Origin of the sequence: Streptomyces albipurpureus, assembly GCF_023701525.1 — a bacterium.
GTDB lineage: Bacteria > Actinomycetota > Actinomycetes > Streptomycetales > Streptomycetaceae > Streptomyces > Streptomyces albipurpureus.
Window position 1 is genome coordinate 1 of sequence record NZ_JAMQAW010000125.1, and the last position, 16,265, is coordinate 16,265.

The 16,265-nt window shown below is 70.1% G+C and carries 21 protein-coding genes; 9 read left to right on the top strand and 12 right to left on the bottom strand.

Annotation, left to right across the window (positions count from 1 at the left end):
- Positions 1-41: 41 nt before the first annotated feature.
- The 11 genes from NBG84_RS40015 to NBG84_RS40065 all read right to left on the bottom strand — a co-directional run bounded on the left by NBG84_RS40015 (position 42) and on the right by NBG84_RS40065 (position 7,033).
- The gene (locus NBG84_RS40015) at positions 42-548 is read right to left on the bottom strand and encodes a hypothetical protein (RefSeq protein ID WP_250924663.1); all 507 of its coding nucleotides are present in this window, start codon (positions 546-548) and stop codon (positions 42-44) included.
- Between the two features lie 2 nt (positions 549-550).
- A complete protein-coding gene (locus tag NBG84_RS40020; protein WP_250924664.1) occupies positions 551-1,360 on the bottom strand; it encodes a hypothetical protein in 810 nt (269 codons plus the stop codon).
- The gene (locus NBG84_RS40025; protein WP_250924665.1) at positions 1,357-1,620 is read right to left on the bottom strand and encodes a hypothetical protein; all 264 of its coding nucleotides are present in this window, start codon (positions 1,618-1,620) and stop codon (positions 1,357-1,359) included. The genes NBG84_RS40020 and NBG84_RS40025 overlap by 4 nt, the downstream gene beginning before the upstream one ends.
- 79 nt (positions 1,621-1,699) lie before the next feature.
- Positions 1,700-1,990: a hypothetical protein gene (locus NBG84_RS40030; protein WP_250924666.1), complete on the bottom strand. Its 291-nt coding sequence runs from the start codon at positions 1,988-1,990 to the stop codon at positions 1,700-1,702.
- Positions 1,987-2,187, bottom strand: coding sequence for a hypothetical protein (locus NBG84_RS40035; protein WP_250924667.1), 201 nt, complete (start codon positions 2,185-2,187; stop codon positions 1,987-1,989). Before NBG84_RS40035 ends, NBG84_RS40030 begins: the two co-directional genes overlap by 4 nt.
- A gap of 116 nt (positions 2,188-2,303) precedes the next feature.
- The gene (locus tag NBG84_RS40040) at positions 2,304-2,483 is read right to left on the bottom strand and encodes a hypothetical protein (RefSeq protein ID WP_250924668.1); all 180 of its coding nucleotides are present in this window, start codon (positions 2,481-2,483) and stop codon (positions 2,304-2,306) included.
- A gap of 241 nt (positions 2,484-2,724) precedes the next feature.
- On the bottom strand, positions 2,725-3,960 hold the full coding sequence (locus NBG84_RS40045; RefSeq protein WP_250924669.1) for a hypothetical protein: 1,236 nt from the start codon (positions 3,958-3,960) through the stop codon (positions 2,725-2,727).
- 22 nt (positions 3,961-3,982) lie between these two features.
- Positions 3,983-4,753, bottom strand: a complete 771-nt coding sequence (locus tag NBG84_RS40050) for a hypothetical protein (protein WP_250924670.1) — start codon at positions 4,751-4,753, stop codon at positions 3,983-3,985.
- A 210-nt stretch (positions 4,754-4,963) separates the two neighbouring features.
- Positions 4,964-5,131, bottom strand: a complete 168-nt coding sequence (locus tag NBG84_RS40055; protein ID WP_250924671.1) for a hypothetical protein — start codon at positions 5,129-5,131, stop codon at positions 4,964-4,966.
- A 432-nt stretch (positions 5,132-5,563) separates the two neighbouring features.
- Positions 5,564-6,001 carry a DnaJ-like cysteine-rich domain-containing protein gene (locus NBG84_RS40060; RefSeq protein WP_250924672.1) on the bottom strand — a complete coding sequence of 146 codons (438 nt, stop codon included), beginning with the start codon at positions 5,999-6,001 and terminating at the stop codon, positions 5,564-5,566.
- Between the two features lie 651 nt (positions 6,002-6,652).
- On the bottom strand, positions 6,653-7,033 hold the full coding sequence (locus tag NBG84_RS40065; protein WP_250924673.1) for a hypothetical protein: 381 nt from the start codon (positions 7,031-7,033) through the stop codon (positions 6,653-6,655).
- 190 nt (positions 7,034-7,223) lie between these two features.
- Here NBG84_RS40065 and NBG84_RS40070 point away from each other — a divergent pair, with 190 nt between their 5' ends.
- The 9 genes from NBG84_RS40070 (at position 7,224) to NBG84_RS40105 (ending at position 15,175) form a co-directional block, all read left to right on the top strand.
- Positions 7,224-7,556 (top strand): GntR family transcriptional regulator, encoded by a 333-nt coding sequence (locus NBG84_RS40070; protein WP_250924674.1) that lies wholly within the window; start codon positions 7,224-7,226, stop codon positions 7,554-7,556.
- Between the two features lie 137 nt (positions 7,557-7,693).
- Positions 7,694-9,142, top strand: a complete 1,449-nt coding sequence (locus NBG84_RS40075) for a helix-turn-helix domain-containing protein (RefSeq protein WP_250924675.1) — start codon at positions 7,694-7,696, stop codon at positions 9,140-9,142.
- Positions 9,143-9,162: 20 nt separating this feature from the next.
- Positions 9,163-9,846 (top strand): RibD family protein, encoded by a 684-nt coding sequence (locus tag NBG84_RS41315; protein ID WP_308312167.1) that lies wholly within the window; start codon positions 9,163-9,165, stop codon positions 9,844-9,846.
- Positions 9,846-10,328 carry a deaminase gene (locus NBG84_RS41320; protein ID WP_308312168.1) on the top strand — a complete coding sequence of 161 codons (483 nt, stop codon included), beginning with the start codon at positions 9,846-9,848 and terminating at the stop codon, positions 10,326-10,328. The genes NBG84_RS41315 and NBG84_RS41320 overlap by 1 nt, the downstream gene beginning before the upstream one ends.
- 89 nt (positions 10,329-10,417) lie before the next feature.
- Positions 10,418-10,723, top strand: a complete 306-nt coding sequence (locus NBG84_RS40085; RefSeq protein ID WP_250924676.1) for a helix-turn-helix transcriptional regulator — start codon at positions 10,418-10,420, stop codon at positions 10,721-10,723.
- Between the two features lie 905 nt (positions 10,724-11,628).
- Positions 11,629-13,788, top strand: coding sequence for a hypothetical protein (locus NBG84_RS40090; protein WP_250924677.1), 2,160 nt, complete (start codon positions 11,629-11,631; stop codon positions 13,786-13,788).
- Positions 13,785-14,489 carry a DciA family protein gene (locus tag NBG84_RS40095; RefSeq protein ID WP_250924678.1) on the top strand — a complete coding sequence of 235 codons (705 nt, stop codon included), beginning with the start codon at positions 13,785-13,787 and terminating at the stop codon, positions 14,487-14,489. The genes NBG84_RS40090 and NBG84_RS40095 overlap by 4 nt, the downstream gene beginning before the upstream one ends.
- Positions 14,490-14,612: 123 nt before the next feature.
- Positions 14,613-14,918, top strand: a complete 306-nt coding sequence (locus NBG84_RS40100) for a hypothetical protein (protein ID WP_250924679.1) — start codon at positions 14,613-14,615, stop codon at positions 14,916-14,918.
- A complete protein-coding gene (locus NBG84_RS40105) occupies positions 14,915-15,175 on the top strand; it encodes a hypothetical protein (RefSeq protein WP_250924680.1) in 261 nt (86 codons plus the stop codon). Before NBG84_RS40100 ends, NBG84_RS40105 begins: the two co-directional genes overlap by 4 nt.
- 452 nt (positions 15,176-15,627) lie before the next feature.
- On the opposite strand, the gene NBG84_RS40110 is transcribed toward NBG84_RS40105, so the two are convergent.
- On the bottom strand, positions 15,628-16,020 hold the full coding sequence (locus NBG84_RS40110; RefSeq protein ID WP_250924681.1) for a hypothetical protein: 393 nt from the start codon (positions 16,018-16,020) through the stop codon (positions 15,628-15,630).
- Between the last annotated feature and the right edge of the window lie 245 nt (positions 16,021-16,265).

A 16,265-nucleotide genomic window follows, 5' to 3' on the forward strand; every position in this document is an offset into this window, starting at 1 on the left:
GGGGACCGTCACGGCCCAAGTCCCAAGTGGTGGGTGCGGGGTTATCCGCCGACGAGCCAGAAGCCGACGTTGTTGGAGACGATGACGGCGGAGCTGACGGCGATGCCGAGGAAACCCACCCCGGTTCCGGCGCAGACACCGATCAGGGCGCCGCCGGCCATCTCCTTCCAGTCCTTGGGCTTGCCCTTGGCGGCGTAGATCTTGACGCCGTACCAGACAAGGATCGCCAGGCCGACCAGGGCGCCACCCGCGGTGACGGGAGTGACTTTGGTGGTGGGCGGGTTGTCGGCGACTTCAGCCCCGGCAAGGCCGGAGGCGGCCTTCTCACCCGCGGTGTTCATCCCCCCGCGCAGCGCTCCAGCGATCTCACCGAACAAACCGGCGGAGTTGACGGTGACCGCGAGAAGGGCGATAGCGACCAGGACGACGGTCTTCTTCCGCTTGAGGACCTTGTAATTGAACCCGGCGACGATCAGCACGACGGTGAGGACGCCGAAGGCGAGGGTGCCGAAGGTCCCGTTCGCGACGTCGTTGTTGAAAAGGTCCATGGTCAGGCTCCTGTGAGGACGTGGACGAGGAAACGCCAAGAGACGATGAGCACGCCGCAGACGGCGGCCCAGATGAGTGGGCGGGTGAGGACCCAGCCCATGCGGGACGTGGCGAACCGCCACAGCCCCCTGCCGACCACGACGGCCGCGCGGGCGGTGCCCCGACACAGGGCCCCGGCGAGACCGGGCACGTACTGGCCGAAGTACACCGGCAGGCCGAATGCCAAAACGGTGCCGACCGGGTAGATCGCGGCGCCGATGCCGTGGTCGGTGATGAATTCGGCGACCCGTAGGGCGGCCGGGCCGCCGTCGCCGATCGGCACCAGGCTGACCACCAGAGCGCAGAGGCTGTTGCGCTTGAGCTGGAGACGGCCCCAGTCGACCGGATTGCCGTCCGCGTCCGTCGCGTTGCCGCGCTGGGCGATCCCGACTACGAGGTCGAGCCAGCCGAACCCGAACGCCGCCGACGCGGCCGCCTCGATACCGCGCCCGGCGACCTCCGCCAGGTCCACACCCCGACCATCCGACCCGGTGTCATCCACCATTTCCGGGCCAGTGTCGTCGCCGGTGTGCTGGGCGGGGATCCGGACCGGGGGAGCGGGCGGCGGCGCCGCTCCGGTGACCGGGCAGGTGACGTAGGAGTCACTGGCCAGGGCGCAGCCCGCGGCGATGGGGCAAGCAGCGCAGCACCCGCCCTTCCCGGCAGCGCTGTCGGGGTCGGTGTCGGTGGGGGCGCCGTGGGGGTAGTCCCACCAGTCCTCGCCCGGGGCGGCCGGGTCGGTGACGGTGGGGTGTTCGGGAGTCATGGTCACTGCGGTTCACCTCCGGGCTGGTGTGTGGTGCGGTGGGTGTGGGCGGTGTCGGTGCGGCCGTGCTGATCGCGGTGGAGCCAGACCCGCACCCGCATCTCGTCCGCGCCCACACCCGCCAGGAGCACCCGCGTGGTGCCGTGCTGGGGGAGGCGCTGGGGGAGGCGGGTGAGGGTGCGCGGCGCGGTCGGAGCGGTTATGGCGAGGCGGCGCAGGTGCCGCAGGCGTCGAGGACGGCGGATGAACAGGCTGGTGAGCAGCACGAAGAGACTCCAGAGAAGGAGGGAGAAGACTGACCGGGCCGGGCCCGTGGTTGGCGGGCCCGGCCGGAGAAGCAGGGGGTCAGGAGGAGGCGCCCGAGAGGGTGCGGGTGGTGACGCGGAATCCGCAGGACGCTTTGAGCGGGCACGTGTCGCAGATGGCGGCGGCCTCGGTACGGATGGCGGGGGCGGGGCTGTAGTTCTCCGCCGCGTCGAACAGGTCGCGGTTGTCGGTGCAGGCGGCGATGCCGTGGCGGGAGCCGAGGACGGTCTTGACCGCTGTGCGGGTGCGCCGGTTGCGGCGCGTCATGACCGTCCTCGGCTCCGACACGGTCTCCGGCGCGGCCTGGGACTTGGTCTGGGGTGTGGTCACGATCGCCACCAGCCGTTGCGGTCCTGGCGGCGGCGCTCGGCGTTCTCCCATGCCTGGCCCTGGCGGTCCGCCACTGTGGCGCCGCGGTGGTGGGACTGGCGGCGCTTGCGTGCGTTCTTCGCGCTCGCGGACTCGCGTGCGCTGTAAGTGGTGTCCGCCATGCGGCGGTCGTTGCCGATCAGGCCGAAAAAGGCCATGGTGAAGTGCCTCCTGATGTCGGTTGACGCATTGGGAGTGCGGAGAGAAGGGGGTGCGCCAGCCGGGCCGTGGAAAGCGGGCGGGCGCACCCCCTGGTTCACGTAGGGGCGGAGGGTCAGGCGCTGTTGCGCTCGGTCTCGATGCGGTGGACGACCGCCGCCCCGAGCGCCTGGTGGGCGGCCTGGACCCGGTCCATCACGTCCGCCGGGGCGGCCGGGGCGGCCGGGCTCTGGTCCTGACCGGAGTTCTTGGTCGTCTCGGTGCTGGCCGTACTGGCCGTGTGGTGGTCACTCATGGCTGTTGCTCCTGGTCTCGGTGGGGTGTGGGGTGCTGCTCGCCGGGTCACTCGCGCGGGTCTGCTCGCCGGGGTCTGCGGGGGAAGGCCCCTCGCTCACGCGGGTCTGCTCTCCGGGGTCTGCTCACACGGGGTCTGCTCACACGGGTCTGCTGCTGCTCGGCTGCTTCCGGCAGTCGCAGCGAAGGCCAGCCCCGCAAGGTGCTGGGCTGGCCTTCACTGGTGGTGCCGGACAAATTCGTCAGGGCCGGGGGCCGGCCTCTTCCCCGTCCTCCTCCGGGTCGTTCTCCTCGTGAGACATCAGCGCGCCCCAGGTGCGGCGGATGCGCTCTTCTCCGCCGACGAAACCGGCCTCGCGGAAGGCGCCTACGGCTTGGCGGTAGGACACGGGCGGGTCCTCGCGGTAGCGCAGGTGCCGCAGGACGACGACGAGTTGCGCGTCGCTGAGGCGCTCGCCCGTGACGGGAGTCGATACGCCCGTCACGGTTGCGATCTCCTGAAGCGTCACGGCCGTCGCGGCTGTGCGGGACGGTTCCGCCACCGTGACGGTGTGATCCGTGACGATGCCGGTATCCGTGCCGGGGGCTGTGACGGCGTCACGCTCTAGGTCCGTGACGGATCCGACCGACCGTGACGGATCACTATCCGTATCGGCGTTGACCTGCGTGACACCCGCCGTCACGGTGTCCGCCGCAGCTGTGACGCCGGTGTGCCGGTCGCGGGTGTCCGTGACGGCGGGTGTGCCGGATGCGTCGCGCCCTGCCCCCGGTTCGAGGGCGGGTGTGACGGATCCGGTGAGGGCGGGTGTGACGGCGGCCGGGGCGAACATGCCAGCCAAAGCACCATCGGCGCCGCTGGTCATCCGCTTGCGCTGAACGACCACCAGTTCCGCGCCCAGCTCGTCGTCACCGACACCGATCTTCCGGGCCAGTCGCCACGACGCGAGCTCCGCCCGCTTACGAGCCCGCGCCTTGGGGTGGTTGGCGGCCAGGGCGCGCAGCACCGCCATCTTCTGGAGGGTGGCGGCGTTGCGGCGCTGGGCCTCGATGTCGACGCCGGTGCGGTAGACCACGATCCGGCGGGCCAGCAGGCCGATCCCTTCCGCCGCGGCGGACATCGCCATCGGGGTGACCGCGTTGACAACCGCCTCCTTCATACCGTTGGCGATGACCGCGCCGGTACCGGAGGCGACCGCGGGCAGAAGCCACAAACCGAGGCGCACCATGTGCGGCGAGGACTGGCCCAGCAGGGTCAGCCCCACCATGACCAGGGCCAAGACCAGGGTCGCGCCCTCACCGGCGGCGACCACGCCGAGCGCGGTCGCGTTCTCGGGAAAAGCGCGTTTGATGTTCGTGAACGTGCCCCAGGCGCCCAGGCCGCCGACGATGAGCATCGGGACGGCCGCCGCCCCCAGGATCACCGCCTGCCCCCGGGTGAGCTCGCGCTCGCGCTCGTTCTGGATCTGCTCCTGTTTCATGTGCTGTTCTCCTCCCAGGGAGTCAGGCCGGCTGCTGCGCGGTCTCGATGGCGCCAGCCAGGCGGGCCACCTCGGCCAGGCGGTCGCGCTGCGCGGCGATCTCACCGTTGAGGGCTTCGACCATCGGGGTCCGCCCCGGGCCGTACTCGCCGGCCCAGGCGATCTCCCAACCGCTGGCGTCCAGGCCGATCTCCCGGGCCACGACGGTCAACGCCAGGACGTTGTCCTCCCCGGCCTCACGCAGCTGCTCCTCGACGCGCCAGGCCAGCTCACTGGCCGTCCTGTCCCACGCCGTCGCCGCAGCCCTCGCGGCGCGCTCGGCGTCGGTCAAGCGCAGCAGCTGCGCCCGCCACCGGCCGTCAGGGGTGTTCCAGAACGCGCGGAAGGTGTCCTGAAGTTCTGCATGCGCGGCCTGCCATGCCTCCCACAGCGGGGCGGCCTCACGCAGCAACGGCTGCGCCTGGGCACGGAGTCGGGCCTTGGACCACATGACCTGGGCCGCGGCGTACTGCCGCCCGAGCTCGCGGCGCTGCTCGTAGGCGACCGCCTTGTCCCCCCAGACAGCGGCCGGCATCTCAGGCCGTTCCTCCCGGCCGGTGAAAGCACCGAAAGAGTAGACCCAGCCCCCGTACTGGCCGGGCGTAACCCGGACGAACAGAGGGTGGTCGTACCGCGAGGTGTCAGCAGCGGCCGCAGGCGGCGGCGCGGCCTTCGCCGGGACGGGTGCCTGCACCTGCCGGACCGGGAGGCCAGTGTCATCCAGCGGATGCTGAAGCGGGATCGTGCGCGTCATGAGGAATCCTCCACAACAGACGGGTGATACACGGAACGACCGCACCCCCATCGGGCACAGCCGGAAGAAAAATGAAGAGATAGAGGGAGGGGCGGGCCGGTGATCTCCAACCCGGTACCGAACGGCGCTGGATGTCCGCGCCGGGTGCCGGGTCGACCTTCCGGTGCCCGCCCGCCCACGAAGAGAAGCGCTCCGCAGGAACCCGCCAGGTCAGCGCTTGCGGTCCTTCAGGTAGGCGTCCTGGAGGCGGGAGAACAGCTTCCAGAGCCGGTCACCCGCCTCACAACGCTGCTCAGCCCTACAGACGGGGCAGTTCTGCTGGTGGTCGGTGACGCGGCGGCCAGCCGCCAAATAGCGGTCGTACAGATCGTCAGACACGGTGTGTCCTTATGCGTTTCGGCGCGGAATGGATCGAGGCGACGCGGTACCCGGCATCCCACACCGCGGAGGCCGCCGCAGCGGCGGCCTCCAACAAGGCGCGGGTGACCGGGTGCGCCAGGCCATGAAGACGGGCCGCCCGGGCCGCAGCGTGCTGCGCGGCCCGAGCGGCCCGTATCGGGGTGGGGATCAGAGGTCGTCCGGGAGGCAGTAGGCGCAGCAGTCGGCGCTGTCGTTGTTGACGCAAGAGCACTCTGGGCACGTCCACGACCTGAGGGCCTGGACCAGGCGACGAAGGGTCAACATGCGGTGTCCTTCCGGGTCAGTGGTTGAGGGGGCAGCGCTTCATGTAGTCCGGCACCTGGGTCTTGCACATCCAGCACTGCCAACCCAACGTGCCGAGAAGACGGGGGAGGAGGCGTCGGGTACGCATCACCGCACCCCCAGCCCGTTGCACGAGGTGCAGGACTGCCATGTCTTGCGGGTCACGCCGCCGGAGCTCGTGTCGACCGTTTTCCCGCCCGTGCCCTGGCAGGCCGGGCACGCCACACCGGCCTGCTGGTTGATCCGGGCCCTCATCTCCGCGAGGGTGCGCGGCGCGCGCCGGCCGAGCCGGGCCGCGTGGTGATCGCCATCCTCGACCAGGCGCTGCACCAGCTGGTGGAAGGCGTCGTCGTCGTGCGGTTCGAGCCAGGTGTCCTGGTCCTCACGCTCGATGTCCTCGATCGTCCCGGCCCGCACACCGATGGCGCGGAGGGAGGGGTGGGGGAGCGGGGGCTGCGGCAAGCTGGTGGGCCGCTCATGCTGCGGCTCCGGCTCACCGGAGAAGGTGGTGACGGCCGTACCCGGCCGTGACATCATCGTCTGCACAGGTATTCCTTTCGCGGTTTGTCCTGTAGCGCGCCGCCCGGGCCCAGGTGGATAGACCTGGGCAATCACCGGGCGGCGCTGCCTTTTCGGGTGCGGGCAGATGCCCGGCACCGAGCGGCACTTGGGTGCCGCAGCGCCCCGGACCGGACTTGAACCGGTCGTACTGCTTCCTACGGGGCCCGCGATCTTCGACCCTTGTCTCACCGCGCGTCGGATCACTTGTCCGCCCGGTGGAGGGCGGCATGGGAAAAGGTGCGTTCGGAAGTCGCACGCGGCAGGGCTGGCTTGTCGCAGTTGCCTGTCCCGCATCTCGCCTGCGGGCTGGCGGTCCGCATCCCCTGCGAACCGGGCCGGGTTGACCAGAGGACTCACCTAATGGCACCTCCGCAGCTCTTACTCGGAGGCGCCGGCTAGTCGTAGTGCCCGGATATCCCATATGGAGTTCTCAAGGAACGAACGCTTCCTTCAGACCTCTTCCGAGGCCCTCCGGGCATTTCCGCCTGCTCTCGTCTCTGGGCTCGCTCCTGGCGTGGCCCGCCGACGATGGGTCGGTCTGTGTTGGTAGGGAGCAAGATCCGGCTCCCTCATCCGGCGCCGCCCGCAGGGGCGGTTCCGGGTGGGGGAGCCGGGTCCGTGAGGACCCGGCTGGAGCTAGGCAGCGAACGGCAAGGGCGCGGCGACGGTGTCCGGCCGCGTGATGCGCAGTTGCACGGCGTAGGGGAGGAGCACGTCGACCAAGCGCTCACCCACCAGCTCGGTGGCGGTCGGGTCATCGGCGATGTCACGGGCGGCGAGCATTCGGTTCTCGCGGGCCTCGATCGCAGCGACGGCGGCGGTGATGTCCAGGCCGTCCAGCCGTTCGTGGGGAAGGGGGCCCGCCGCGTACATCTCCAGCGGCGTGCCGAACGCGATGTCCAGGTCGATGTCGCCGAAATCCGGCAGCGCCACGTCGATCGCGTCCAGCAGCTCCTGGGTCTCCGTGTCGAAGTGCTCGGTGGCGAGGCTGGCGGCGGGGCGGCGGGTGACGTTCATGAGGTGGTGCTCCCTTCGAGGTTCGGGCTCTGCGTGATCCCGGCGGAAGTGGCAGGTGGGGGCTTTGCCGCCCCGCTTCACCTTATCGACATATCTAACTTAGCTGATACAGTCGGGGGCGTGTCAAGTGCTTGATTGAGGAAGCTATGGAAGCTAGCTAAGGCGAGGGGGTCGACCTACGATGTCGCTCATGAGCAACGAGGCCGTGCAGCCGTACCAGCGAATCGTTCAGGATGTCCGCGACAAGATCCGCTCCGGTCTCTGGACCGCCGGGACGAAACTGCCGAGCACACGCGAGCTGGCAGAGGAGTACGGCGTCGCGGCCGGCACCGTCCAGCGAGCCTTGACAGAGCTGCGCACAGCCGGGCTCATCTACTCCCATCAGGGCCGCGGATCCTTCATCACGGACACGGCCACCGAGACCAACGAGGACTCGACCGCCCGCGCCCTCAGGGCACTTGAGGAGCAGGTAGCCGACCTGTCCGCTCGCCTCGAAAAGATCGAGAAGGGGCGCGGCGGCTGACGTCCTTCCGTGCGTCTCGTTGCGCATCGCCATCCCTCTCCGGTGGGGCCAACTTCGTTAGCAAAGTTGTAGGCCCGGTCGGGGTCTGAGTTCCAGATCAGCCGTGTATCCAGCCGCCGGATACACCGAGTGGAGACATGGAGAGGCACCAAGTGGGCCAGCAGCCGAACGCGTTGACACCGGAGCAGTCGCCCCAGCACCGCTTCGGTTACACGCTTCGCGAACTCCGGAAGGTCCGTCGGCTCTCTCTGCGAGGGCTGGCCGACAAAGCCTTCATGTCGCACTCCAAGCTGCAGAAATGGGAGAACGGTGACAGGACTCCGAAGGACCGGGCAGAGGTCGAACTGATCGACTCGCTGCTCCGCGCCGGCGGCATCCTGGTCGACCAGTGGGAGCGGATCGGGTCGGCTGTATCCGCATCCGGCCTTGTATCCGTTTCGACCCCCCATGTATCCGAAGCGTCGGTTGGGCTGGCCACAGCCGCCTCCCAGCAGGCAGCGTCTGATCATGAGGGGATCTTTGTCCCCGCTCGTCTACGGGATGGATCGGTGGTCTTTGTGGCGCTCGATCGACGCGCGATGCTGCGTGGCGGAATGGGGCTCGGTGCAGCGGCTGCGCTGGGCGTAGGAACGCCAGCAGCCGCAAGTTCCAACGCGCTGCCGGGCCTGAGACGGCCCGCACGATCGGCTGCCGCCTACAGCGGCACGCCGGTGGAGCATTTTCAGCGCGCCCGCCGCTTGCTGATCGACAACGACAACCTTCTCGGACCCAGCCGAGCCGTCGTGACCGCCCGCGAGTACATCGAGATCATCAAGGATCTGCGCCAGGACGCCAAGGGCACGGACCGTCACGCCCTCATGGAACTCCAGACGCAGTACGCGGAGTTCGCTTCCTGGCTCTACCAGGATCTGGGTGACTTCGACAGCGCCCAGTTCTGGCTCGACAGGGCGTTCCAGTGGAGCCATACCGTCGGAGACGGCGACCTGACCTCGTACGTGATGGCCCGCAAGGCACAGCTCGCTGGCGAGATGCGCGACCTGGTCGACGTCGTCGACCTCGCCGAAGCCGCACAGCGGATGGCCCGTCCTCGCAGCCGGCTGGCCGCCGTCGCCCGGACCTACGAGTCGTACGGTCACGCGCTGCGCGGCGAGTCGACCGACAGCGAGCGTGCCATCGACGACGTGCGCAACGCTCTCGATCGCGTCTCCGGCGACACGACCCCGTGGGGCGTGTGGCTGAACGAACAGTACGTGGAGGTGCACCGGGCGCAGGGCCTGGAAGTGCTGGGCAAGCACGCGGAGGCTGCGGAGGTCTTCACCAGCGCCATTCAGTCGTTGCCCGACGGCTACCACCGCGACCGCGGCGTCTACATGGCTCGGGCCGCTGTGGCCCACGCTGGTGCTGGTGCCCCAGACGAAGCGGCTGCGGTCGGTCTTCAAGCCCTGACCGTGGCCACCGACACCGGTTCAGGCCGGATCGTCCGCGAGCTCACCCGTCTCGACAAGGCGCTGGTCCCCTGGCAGCGCCAGCCCGAGGTCGCAGAGTTCCGTGCGCACTTCGACGGCCTACTCACCCACGAATCCTGAGAAGAAGCGGATCACACCGAATGACCACGCGTCCGTACGTCATCCTCTCCGCTGCTATGTCGGTCGACGGCTACCTGGACGACACCAGCCCCGAGCGACTGCGCCTGTCGAACGCGGCCGACTTCGACCGCGTCGACCAGGTCCGCGCGGAGTCCGACGCCATCCTGATCGGCGCGAACACCATGCGGCGGGACAACCCCCGTCTGCTGGTAAACAGCGATGAACGCCGCGCTCAGCGCATCGCTGACGGCAAGCCGGAGTACCCCCTCAAGGTCACGGTCACCGCGAGCGGCAACCTCCCCGCCGACCTGAAATTCTGGCACCACGGCGGCTCCAAGCTGGCGGTCACGACGGACAGCGCGCTGGAGAAGGTGCGCGCCACCCTCGGCGATCTGGCCGATGTGGTCAGTGTCGGCCCGGAGCTCGACTGGGGCCTGGTCCTCGATGAGCTCGGGCGCCGCAGCGTCGGTCGGCTCATGGTCGAGGGCGGCGGCACGATCCACACCCAGCTCATGGCGCAGAACCTCGCCGACGAAGTGCACCTCGCCATCGCGCCGCTCTTGGTCGGTCAGCCAGAGGCGGTCCGTTTCCTGGGCACCGCCGACTACCCGGGCGGGTCGACCGCTCGGATGAAGGTCCTGGAGATCCGCGCGATCGAGGACGTCGTGTTCGTCCGCTACGCCCCGAAGGAGCGCACCGCCTGATGTACGCGCCCGACCGAGCCCAGGACCTGCGCTGGATACAGCGTGCGATCGACCTCGCCGCGCTGTGCCCTCCGGCCGCCAGCGCCTACTCGGTGGGGGCTGTCATCGTCGGCGAGGACGGCACCGAGCTGGCGTCCGGGTACTCCCGGGCGACCGGCCCCCGCGAGCACGCGGAGGAAGTCGCCCTCGGCCAACTCCCGCAGAATGACCCGCGCCTCGCGGGGGCAACGATCTACAGCACGCTGGAGCCCTGCTCCCAGCGCAGCGCTTCTCGTACGCCCTGCGCGCGGCGGATCCTCAAGGCGGGCATCCCGCGCGTTGTCATCGCCTGGCGCGAGCCGAGCCTGTTCGTCGACGACTGCGTCGGCTACGAACAGCTGGTGGAGGCCGGAGTGACCGTGGTGGAGCTGCCCGAACTGGCGGCGGCCGCGAAGGCGACCAACTCCCACCTGCCGGGCTTGGGCGAGGAAGAGTCGCGTTGAACGCATCGACGCTCGCGGTAGCAGCGGACCCCCGCCGGAGATCAAATGGTGTATGTTTCGGAGATCAATCGATCATGGGAGCCTGCGCTATGTCCGACCCGGACCGCTTGAAGCGGGTCGACGCCCTACTGGAGGGCCTGGACGACGTCCTGCCGCCGCCGCGCGTGCGCAGTCAACTGCGCCTCGCTGCGAACCTCACCCAGCAGGAGATCGCGGACGCGGTGGGCGTGAAGCGTCTTGCCGTCGTGCGGTGGGAGCTGGGGAAGAGCAACCCCCGGCGCCCGCAGCGACAGGCGTACATTCACCTGCTCAAGCGGCTCGCGGAGCGGTTCCCCGAAGCCACGGAGCCGAATGAGGACATGCCGACGCCGGCCTCCGTAGGGGGGTCGGGATGACCTAACGGCCATCGGCCACGCGCGCCAAGAAGCGGACTAACCTCCCGCTGGCCTCGCGCGGCCCGTCTTCCGATCACCGGGCTCTTTAGCCCCGTGTCGGGCGCTCAGATCCCAGTTAGTGCTGGTCCTGAGCTGCGGCGATCAAGCCGCTCACTACAACACGGCCCCTAATCAGGGCCACCAACGATCCGGTGCGGCCACCACAGCCACATCCGTACCGATCTGCATGACCCGCGGGCCCCCACCACAGGGGCTTCGCGGTGCAGGACCGGGAGGGGAGGAGAAATCTCCCCCCACCCGGTCGGAGTCCGCCCGCTTCTCACGAAGGGGGCTTACCCGGCACATCCGCACATCTGGCCAACCAGCCCCGAAGGGCTCGGGTCGGCTCAGCTATATGGAAGGTAGGTCGTTCTCATAGTGCCTGAAGTGGTGTCCCCCTGTCAGCTTGACCCTGTCCGTTTCAACCCGATTCAAGCGCGGCGGTCCTCCCGTGTGACGGGATCGACGTACGGTTCATCCGTCTTTTTCCGGTTCGTACCGGAAGTGGGGTTTCCGGTAGGAAGCTACAAGAGCAGCGGTTTCGGAGTGGTCTCGAAGGGCTCGATCGCGGCGTCGGCCGCCCCGCTCGTGCACCCGCTCACGGAGATCATCAACAACCGCGTCGACGACAGCGCCCGCGAGGGAGTCGTCCCGCCTGACGGGACGCGCACCAAGATCCCTGCCCGCCTGGCGGGAGCGCCAACGGCAATCGGGGCTGAGCGGCCTCTGTTCCCAGGTGTCCCGGTGCAGGGTCGTCGGATGGATGACGAGACGCGGGTTCTGCCTGCTGAGGATTGGGGTTCCCGTTTCGGCGTGTACAGGCGTCCGATGACGGCACAGACAACTCCGGCCGTTGCGGTGGGTCGATGAGTGCCGTGGCGGCACCGGCCGCCGCGCTCCCGCGCCCTCGCACGAAGTTCGCTGGCGGGGTTTCGCGCCGTCGGCTGCGGTCGGTTCCGGCTCAGGCCGGGCCGGCCGTTCCCCTGAAGCTGGGCAACCCGCTCCAGCTAACCGACACGATGCGGGCCCGGCTGTTCGCCGCGGTGCGCGCGCTGGTGTCGTCTCCGGCGCTGGCCGGTGCGTCGGACGGCGCGCGGTTGGCGTCGGTGGTGCTGACGGCGAAGTCGAAGGTGTCCGACGACTATCAGGCGTCGATCTGGGCGGCGGAGCTCGGTCGGTGGCTGGGGGTGTCGCAGTCGACGATCGCGCACACGGTGCTGCCCGAGCTGCGGTGCGCGGGGTTCCTCGGCTCGAACGTCGCGACGAACGCCTTCGGGCACGCGACGGGCTTGGAGTGCTGGGTGATCCCGATGTACCGGGCGCAGCAGGCCGGCGACCGGCGGCACGCGCTGGCGCTGTCCCGCTCGGAGCTGGCGGTGCTGCTGAGCCTGATCGAGGTGCTGTTCGGTCCGGGGTGGGAGCCGAAGGACAAGCCGCCGATTCCGGCAGGGCTGCTCGCCGGTCGTACGGGCCGGGGTGCTGCGACGGACCGGCTCGGGCTGCTGCTGATGGTGCTCACGACGGGTTCGGCGGGCTGGTTGCAGTTGTGCCCCGGTTCGGTGGACACCGGCCGCGGGCGTCCGGCGGCGACGGTCGCGCGGCTGCTGGGCTGCACGGCGGCGGCCGGGGCAAAGGTGCTCAAGCGCCTCCAGGGGTACGGCGTCGCGGACGTGGTGCGCAAGGAGACCGGCTCGGGCCTGAACGCGAAGTCGCGGGTGCGTCTAGTGCCGGTCGCCGAGGCCCACGGTGTGGCCGTGCGGGAGGCGCGCCGGGTCGCGGATGCCGTGTTTTCAGACCTCCCCAGTACTGCATCCGGAGATCTTGAGCCGGACGGGATGGGCGAAACCCTTGTGGCTACTGGGATCGAGGGTGCCGGACAGGACGGGATGGCCGGATCGGCAGACCTCGCCGCTACTGCACAGCACCACGCTCTCCACGCTTCTGTGGTTACTCCGGTTGGTCAAGTTGAGCTCTCTTGTGGCTTTTCCGGCGAAGGCCGTGGTGGGAACCCTGGTCTGCCGGACCGCGCGTGCGTACGCGAGGACGGCGGCCCGCTCCGCGGGGAACAGCCGAAGAAGTCCCCAATCGTCGAAGTCGGGATGGGCTGCGGGCCGGTGGCCGGTGCTCCGGTGCAGGTCGTGAACGGTGCAGGCCAGGGCAGGCAGCAGCGGGGGAGGGTGCCTCTGCCGCCGGAGGATCTGCGGGCCGTCCTGGCTCCGGTCGACCTGGTGTGGGCGCGGCTGGAGCGTCAGGGCGCCCGGAAGCTGGTGGAGGCCGCCGCCCGTAGTGAGCTGGAGCGGGTGGTCGGGTTCGCTGGCCGTACGGACGCTCCGCAGGTCCTCGCCGACCGGGTCGCCCGGCGCCTGGAGGAGCAGATGCGGCTGGCCGGGCCGATCAAGGACCCGGTGGGCTGGCTGATCGGCCTGGCCCTGCCCCAGCGGCAGCGGTGCGGCGACGTGCGGTGCGACGACCGTGTGCTGCTCGACTCCGGGCAGGACTGCCCGCGGTGCGAGGACCGGCAGGCCGACCGCCGTGCGCAGCGCCGCGCGGTGGCCGCCGCCGTCGACGCCTCGATGCCGAACGCCTCCGAGGCGGTGCGCCGGGCGGCGACCGCGCGGCGGCTCCACCAGGACGTGACGGCCCAGGCGTGGATCCGCGAGGCCGAGTGGGAGCAGGTCCGCGCCCGGCAGGCCGCCGCAGCCCAGGCCCGTGCCGAAGCCGCGGCGGCGCGGCCGGCCGCCGATGTCCCGGCCGCGCCGGTGCCCGCGCCGCGTCCGGTCGTCGCGCCCGGCCTGGTCGACGTCGACCAGGAGCAGGAGCTCGTCCTGGAGGACCTGACCCGCGAGCAGGTCCTGGACTGGCGCAACCGCGCCGCCGCCGACCACCAGCTCGTCCACGACCACATCGACCGGTACGGCGAGCCGTCGGCGCAGCGCCTGTTCACCCGGGCGTTCGTCGCCCAGGTGAAGCGCCTGTCCGGCCTCGGGCACCTGAATCTCGGCTACACCACCTGGGGGCAGGCATGAGCGAGGAGGTGTCCGGGGTCGACCTGGCCCGGGTCGCGCTGCGGGCCGCGATGGAGGCGGCCCGAAGAAACGGCGCTGGCCAGAAGGCGAAGAAGAAACCGCGGAACGGTACGGCGGTGCGGCGCGACGGTCGCGAGCCGATGGGCCTCGGTGCGGCGATCGGCGCGCTGATCGCCGAGCGGGCCTGGGAGTTCCCGGCCGCCGGCGGCGCGCTGCGCGAGCGGTGGGCGGCCATCGCTCCCGACCTCGCCGGGCACATCGCGGCGGTCGGGTACGAGCCGGACACCGGCGAGCTGACGCTGCGCCCGGACTCCGCGGCCTGGGCGACGAAGGCCCGCATGGAGACGGCCCGGATCCTCGCCGCCGCCAACCGGGCGGCGGGGAAGCAGGCGGTGCGCACGGTCCGCGTCCTGGCCCCCGGCCCTGTCACCGCCGCTTCGGCAACGGCCGCCGACCCGGCTGCGCCGGTCCGGACGGCAGCGCCCACAGGGCCTCCGCGTACCCGAGAGACCGCGTCGGCCGGCTACCACCGCGCGCTCGCCGCGCACCACGAGCACCGACGCGTCCCGGACAACGACATGGACCTGCGTATCCGTGCCGCCGCAGAACGCCAGAGCCGGGCTCTCATCCGGCGTCGCGAGCCGGAGGAAGCGTTCACGGAGGCCGTCGCCCCGACAACGGCCCTTCACCCGATCCGGTGATCAACAGAGCGGGCGAGGCCCGGTCGTTCGTGTGTGCCCTCTTCGCGCCCTGCCGGGCCGGGCTCCGGGCGGCGTAGCGTGACCGGGTGCAAGACAGTGGCGTCGGGAGAGAGAGACCAGGTCATGAGCCAGTCGGTAGATGAGGCCGGGACGTGGACCACCGTCATCGGCGGTGAGCTCGTGGAGATCCCGGCGACGATAGAGGGCATCAGGGCGACGCTCTCCCCGGAGCGGGCCGCCGAGTTCGACCTGGTCATCGCCCACACCCATGCGGCCAAGCTGCCCCAGGTACTCGCGGACTGGGCGCTGCCGCCGGAGGCGCTGGCCGAGGAGGACGAGGTGATCGCCCGGCTGAAGGCCGGCGACCACAGCGGCTCGATCCCCCAGGACGACCTCGGCAGCGGCGACGCCGGGGGCGGTGAGCGGTGAGCCGCTACCGGATCGAGTACAGCGGCCTCGCCGCCGCGTCCCGCAAAGCCATGCCCAGCGACTACCGGGCCCGGTTCGAGAAGGAGATGGCCCGCACCCTCGGCGCCGACCCGTACGGCCACGGATCCGACCCGGCCGGAAACCCCCGCGAGCGCGACCGCCGCACCGCGACCATCGCCGGAGCCGTGGTCCGCTACTACGTCACCAACAGACTCGACCTGATCGTCACCGCAGTCCGCATCCTCCACAGCCACTGACCCACACTCCCGGGCCCGCCAGCCGCTCGGGTCGGTCGTTTCTGCCCACAAGGACCCTCGTGGATGCTTGCCGGGCCAGCCCGGAGGGACGGGCGGTTCTCCTGCCGAAACCCCCTCACTCCTCATCGGCTGTCCCGTTCCATCAGGAATTGCCGCCCGGCAAGCCCCTGACCTGTGCAGAGGCAAAGTCCGGCGGACGCCGGAGGGGACCGAATCCACAACACGATGTCGCTCAGGTCGACTTCCTCGGAATCGTCCCACTTGATGTTGTCGCTGAGCCGCGAATACCCACACCGCACCTGACCTGCGGAGCAGGCCCGGAACGGAGCGCTGCCGTCCTGCCAAGCGACAAGATGCGCCCGGACGGGACATCGCATGCCGCCGTGCATCGATCGGCCCCGCGCTGCGGGGGTGGCCCTCATTCCGGGTGGGATTTTTGAAACTTCCGCTGGTCACCTTGGGCGAGGCGGTGCCTGTTCGGCCGTCAGACGGCCGCATTGGCGGTTCTGGTTGGTGCGGGCGGGAGACGATCCGCCGGGGGACTCCTCGGCGGGTCGGTCGAGGAGCGAGCGCACTAGGCCGGCCGCGTCGGCCGTGTCCTCCAGCAGGCGCATAGTGTGCCGGAGCGCGGTGGCGAGGGCGGGGTCTGTGATCCGGATGCCCGCCCCCATGACATCGTCGAACAGCGCCCGCTCGACGCGGTCCATCGGGTACGGCAGGTCTCCGCCCAGCTCGTCGGAGGGCGGCGGGAAGCCGGGGAAGACCCGGCTCGCCGCTTCCCCGTACGGGCTCGGCTCGGAGCAGGCCCCGGGACGCCCGCAGACCAAGGACCGGCGCGTGGTCACGTTCCCCGACGCCATCGTCCTGTACTGGGTCCACGACAGCGTCCTGACCATCACGGCGGCGCCGATCGACTGACAGCCAGCCTCAGCGACTCGTGGCTGGCTGTATCTACGTCACGGTGGTCCCCCGCCGCCCACCGATAAACTGACGGAGGCACAGCGTTCCCAACTCGCCGCCCCTCCCAACACAACTGAATAAAAACCCCCATGATCACCGACAAAGGACCAGGTCAACAAGTGTCGGCCCC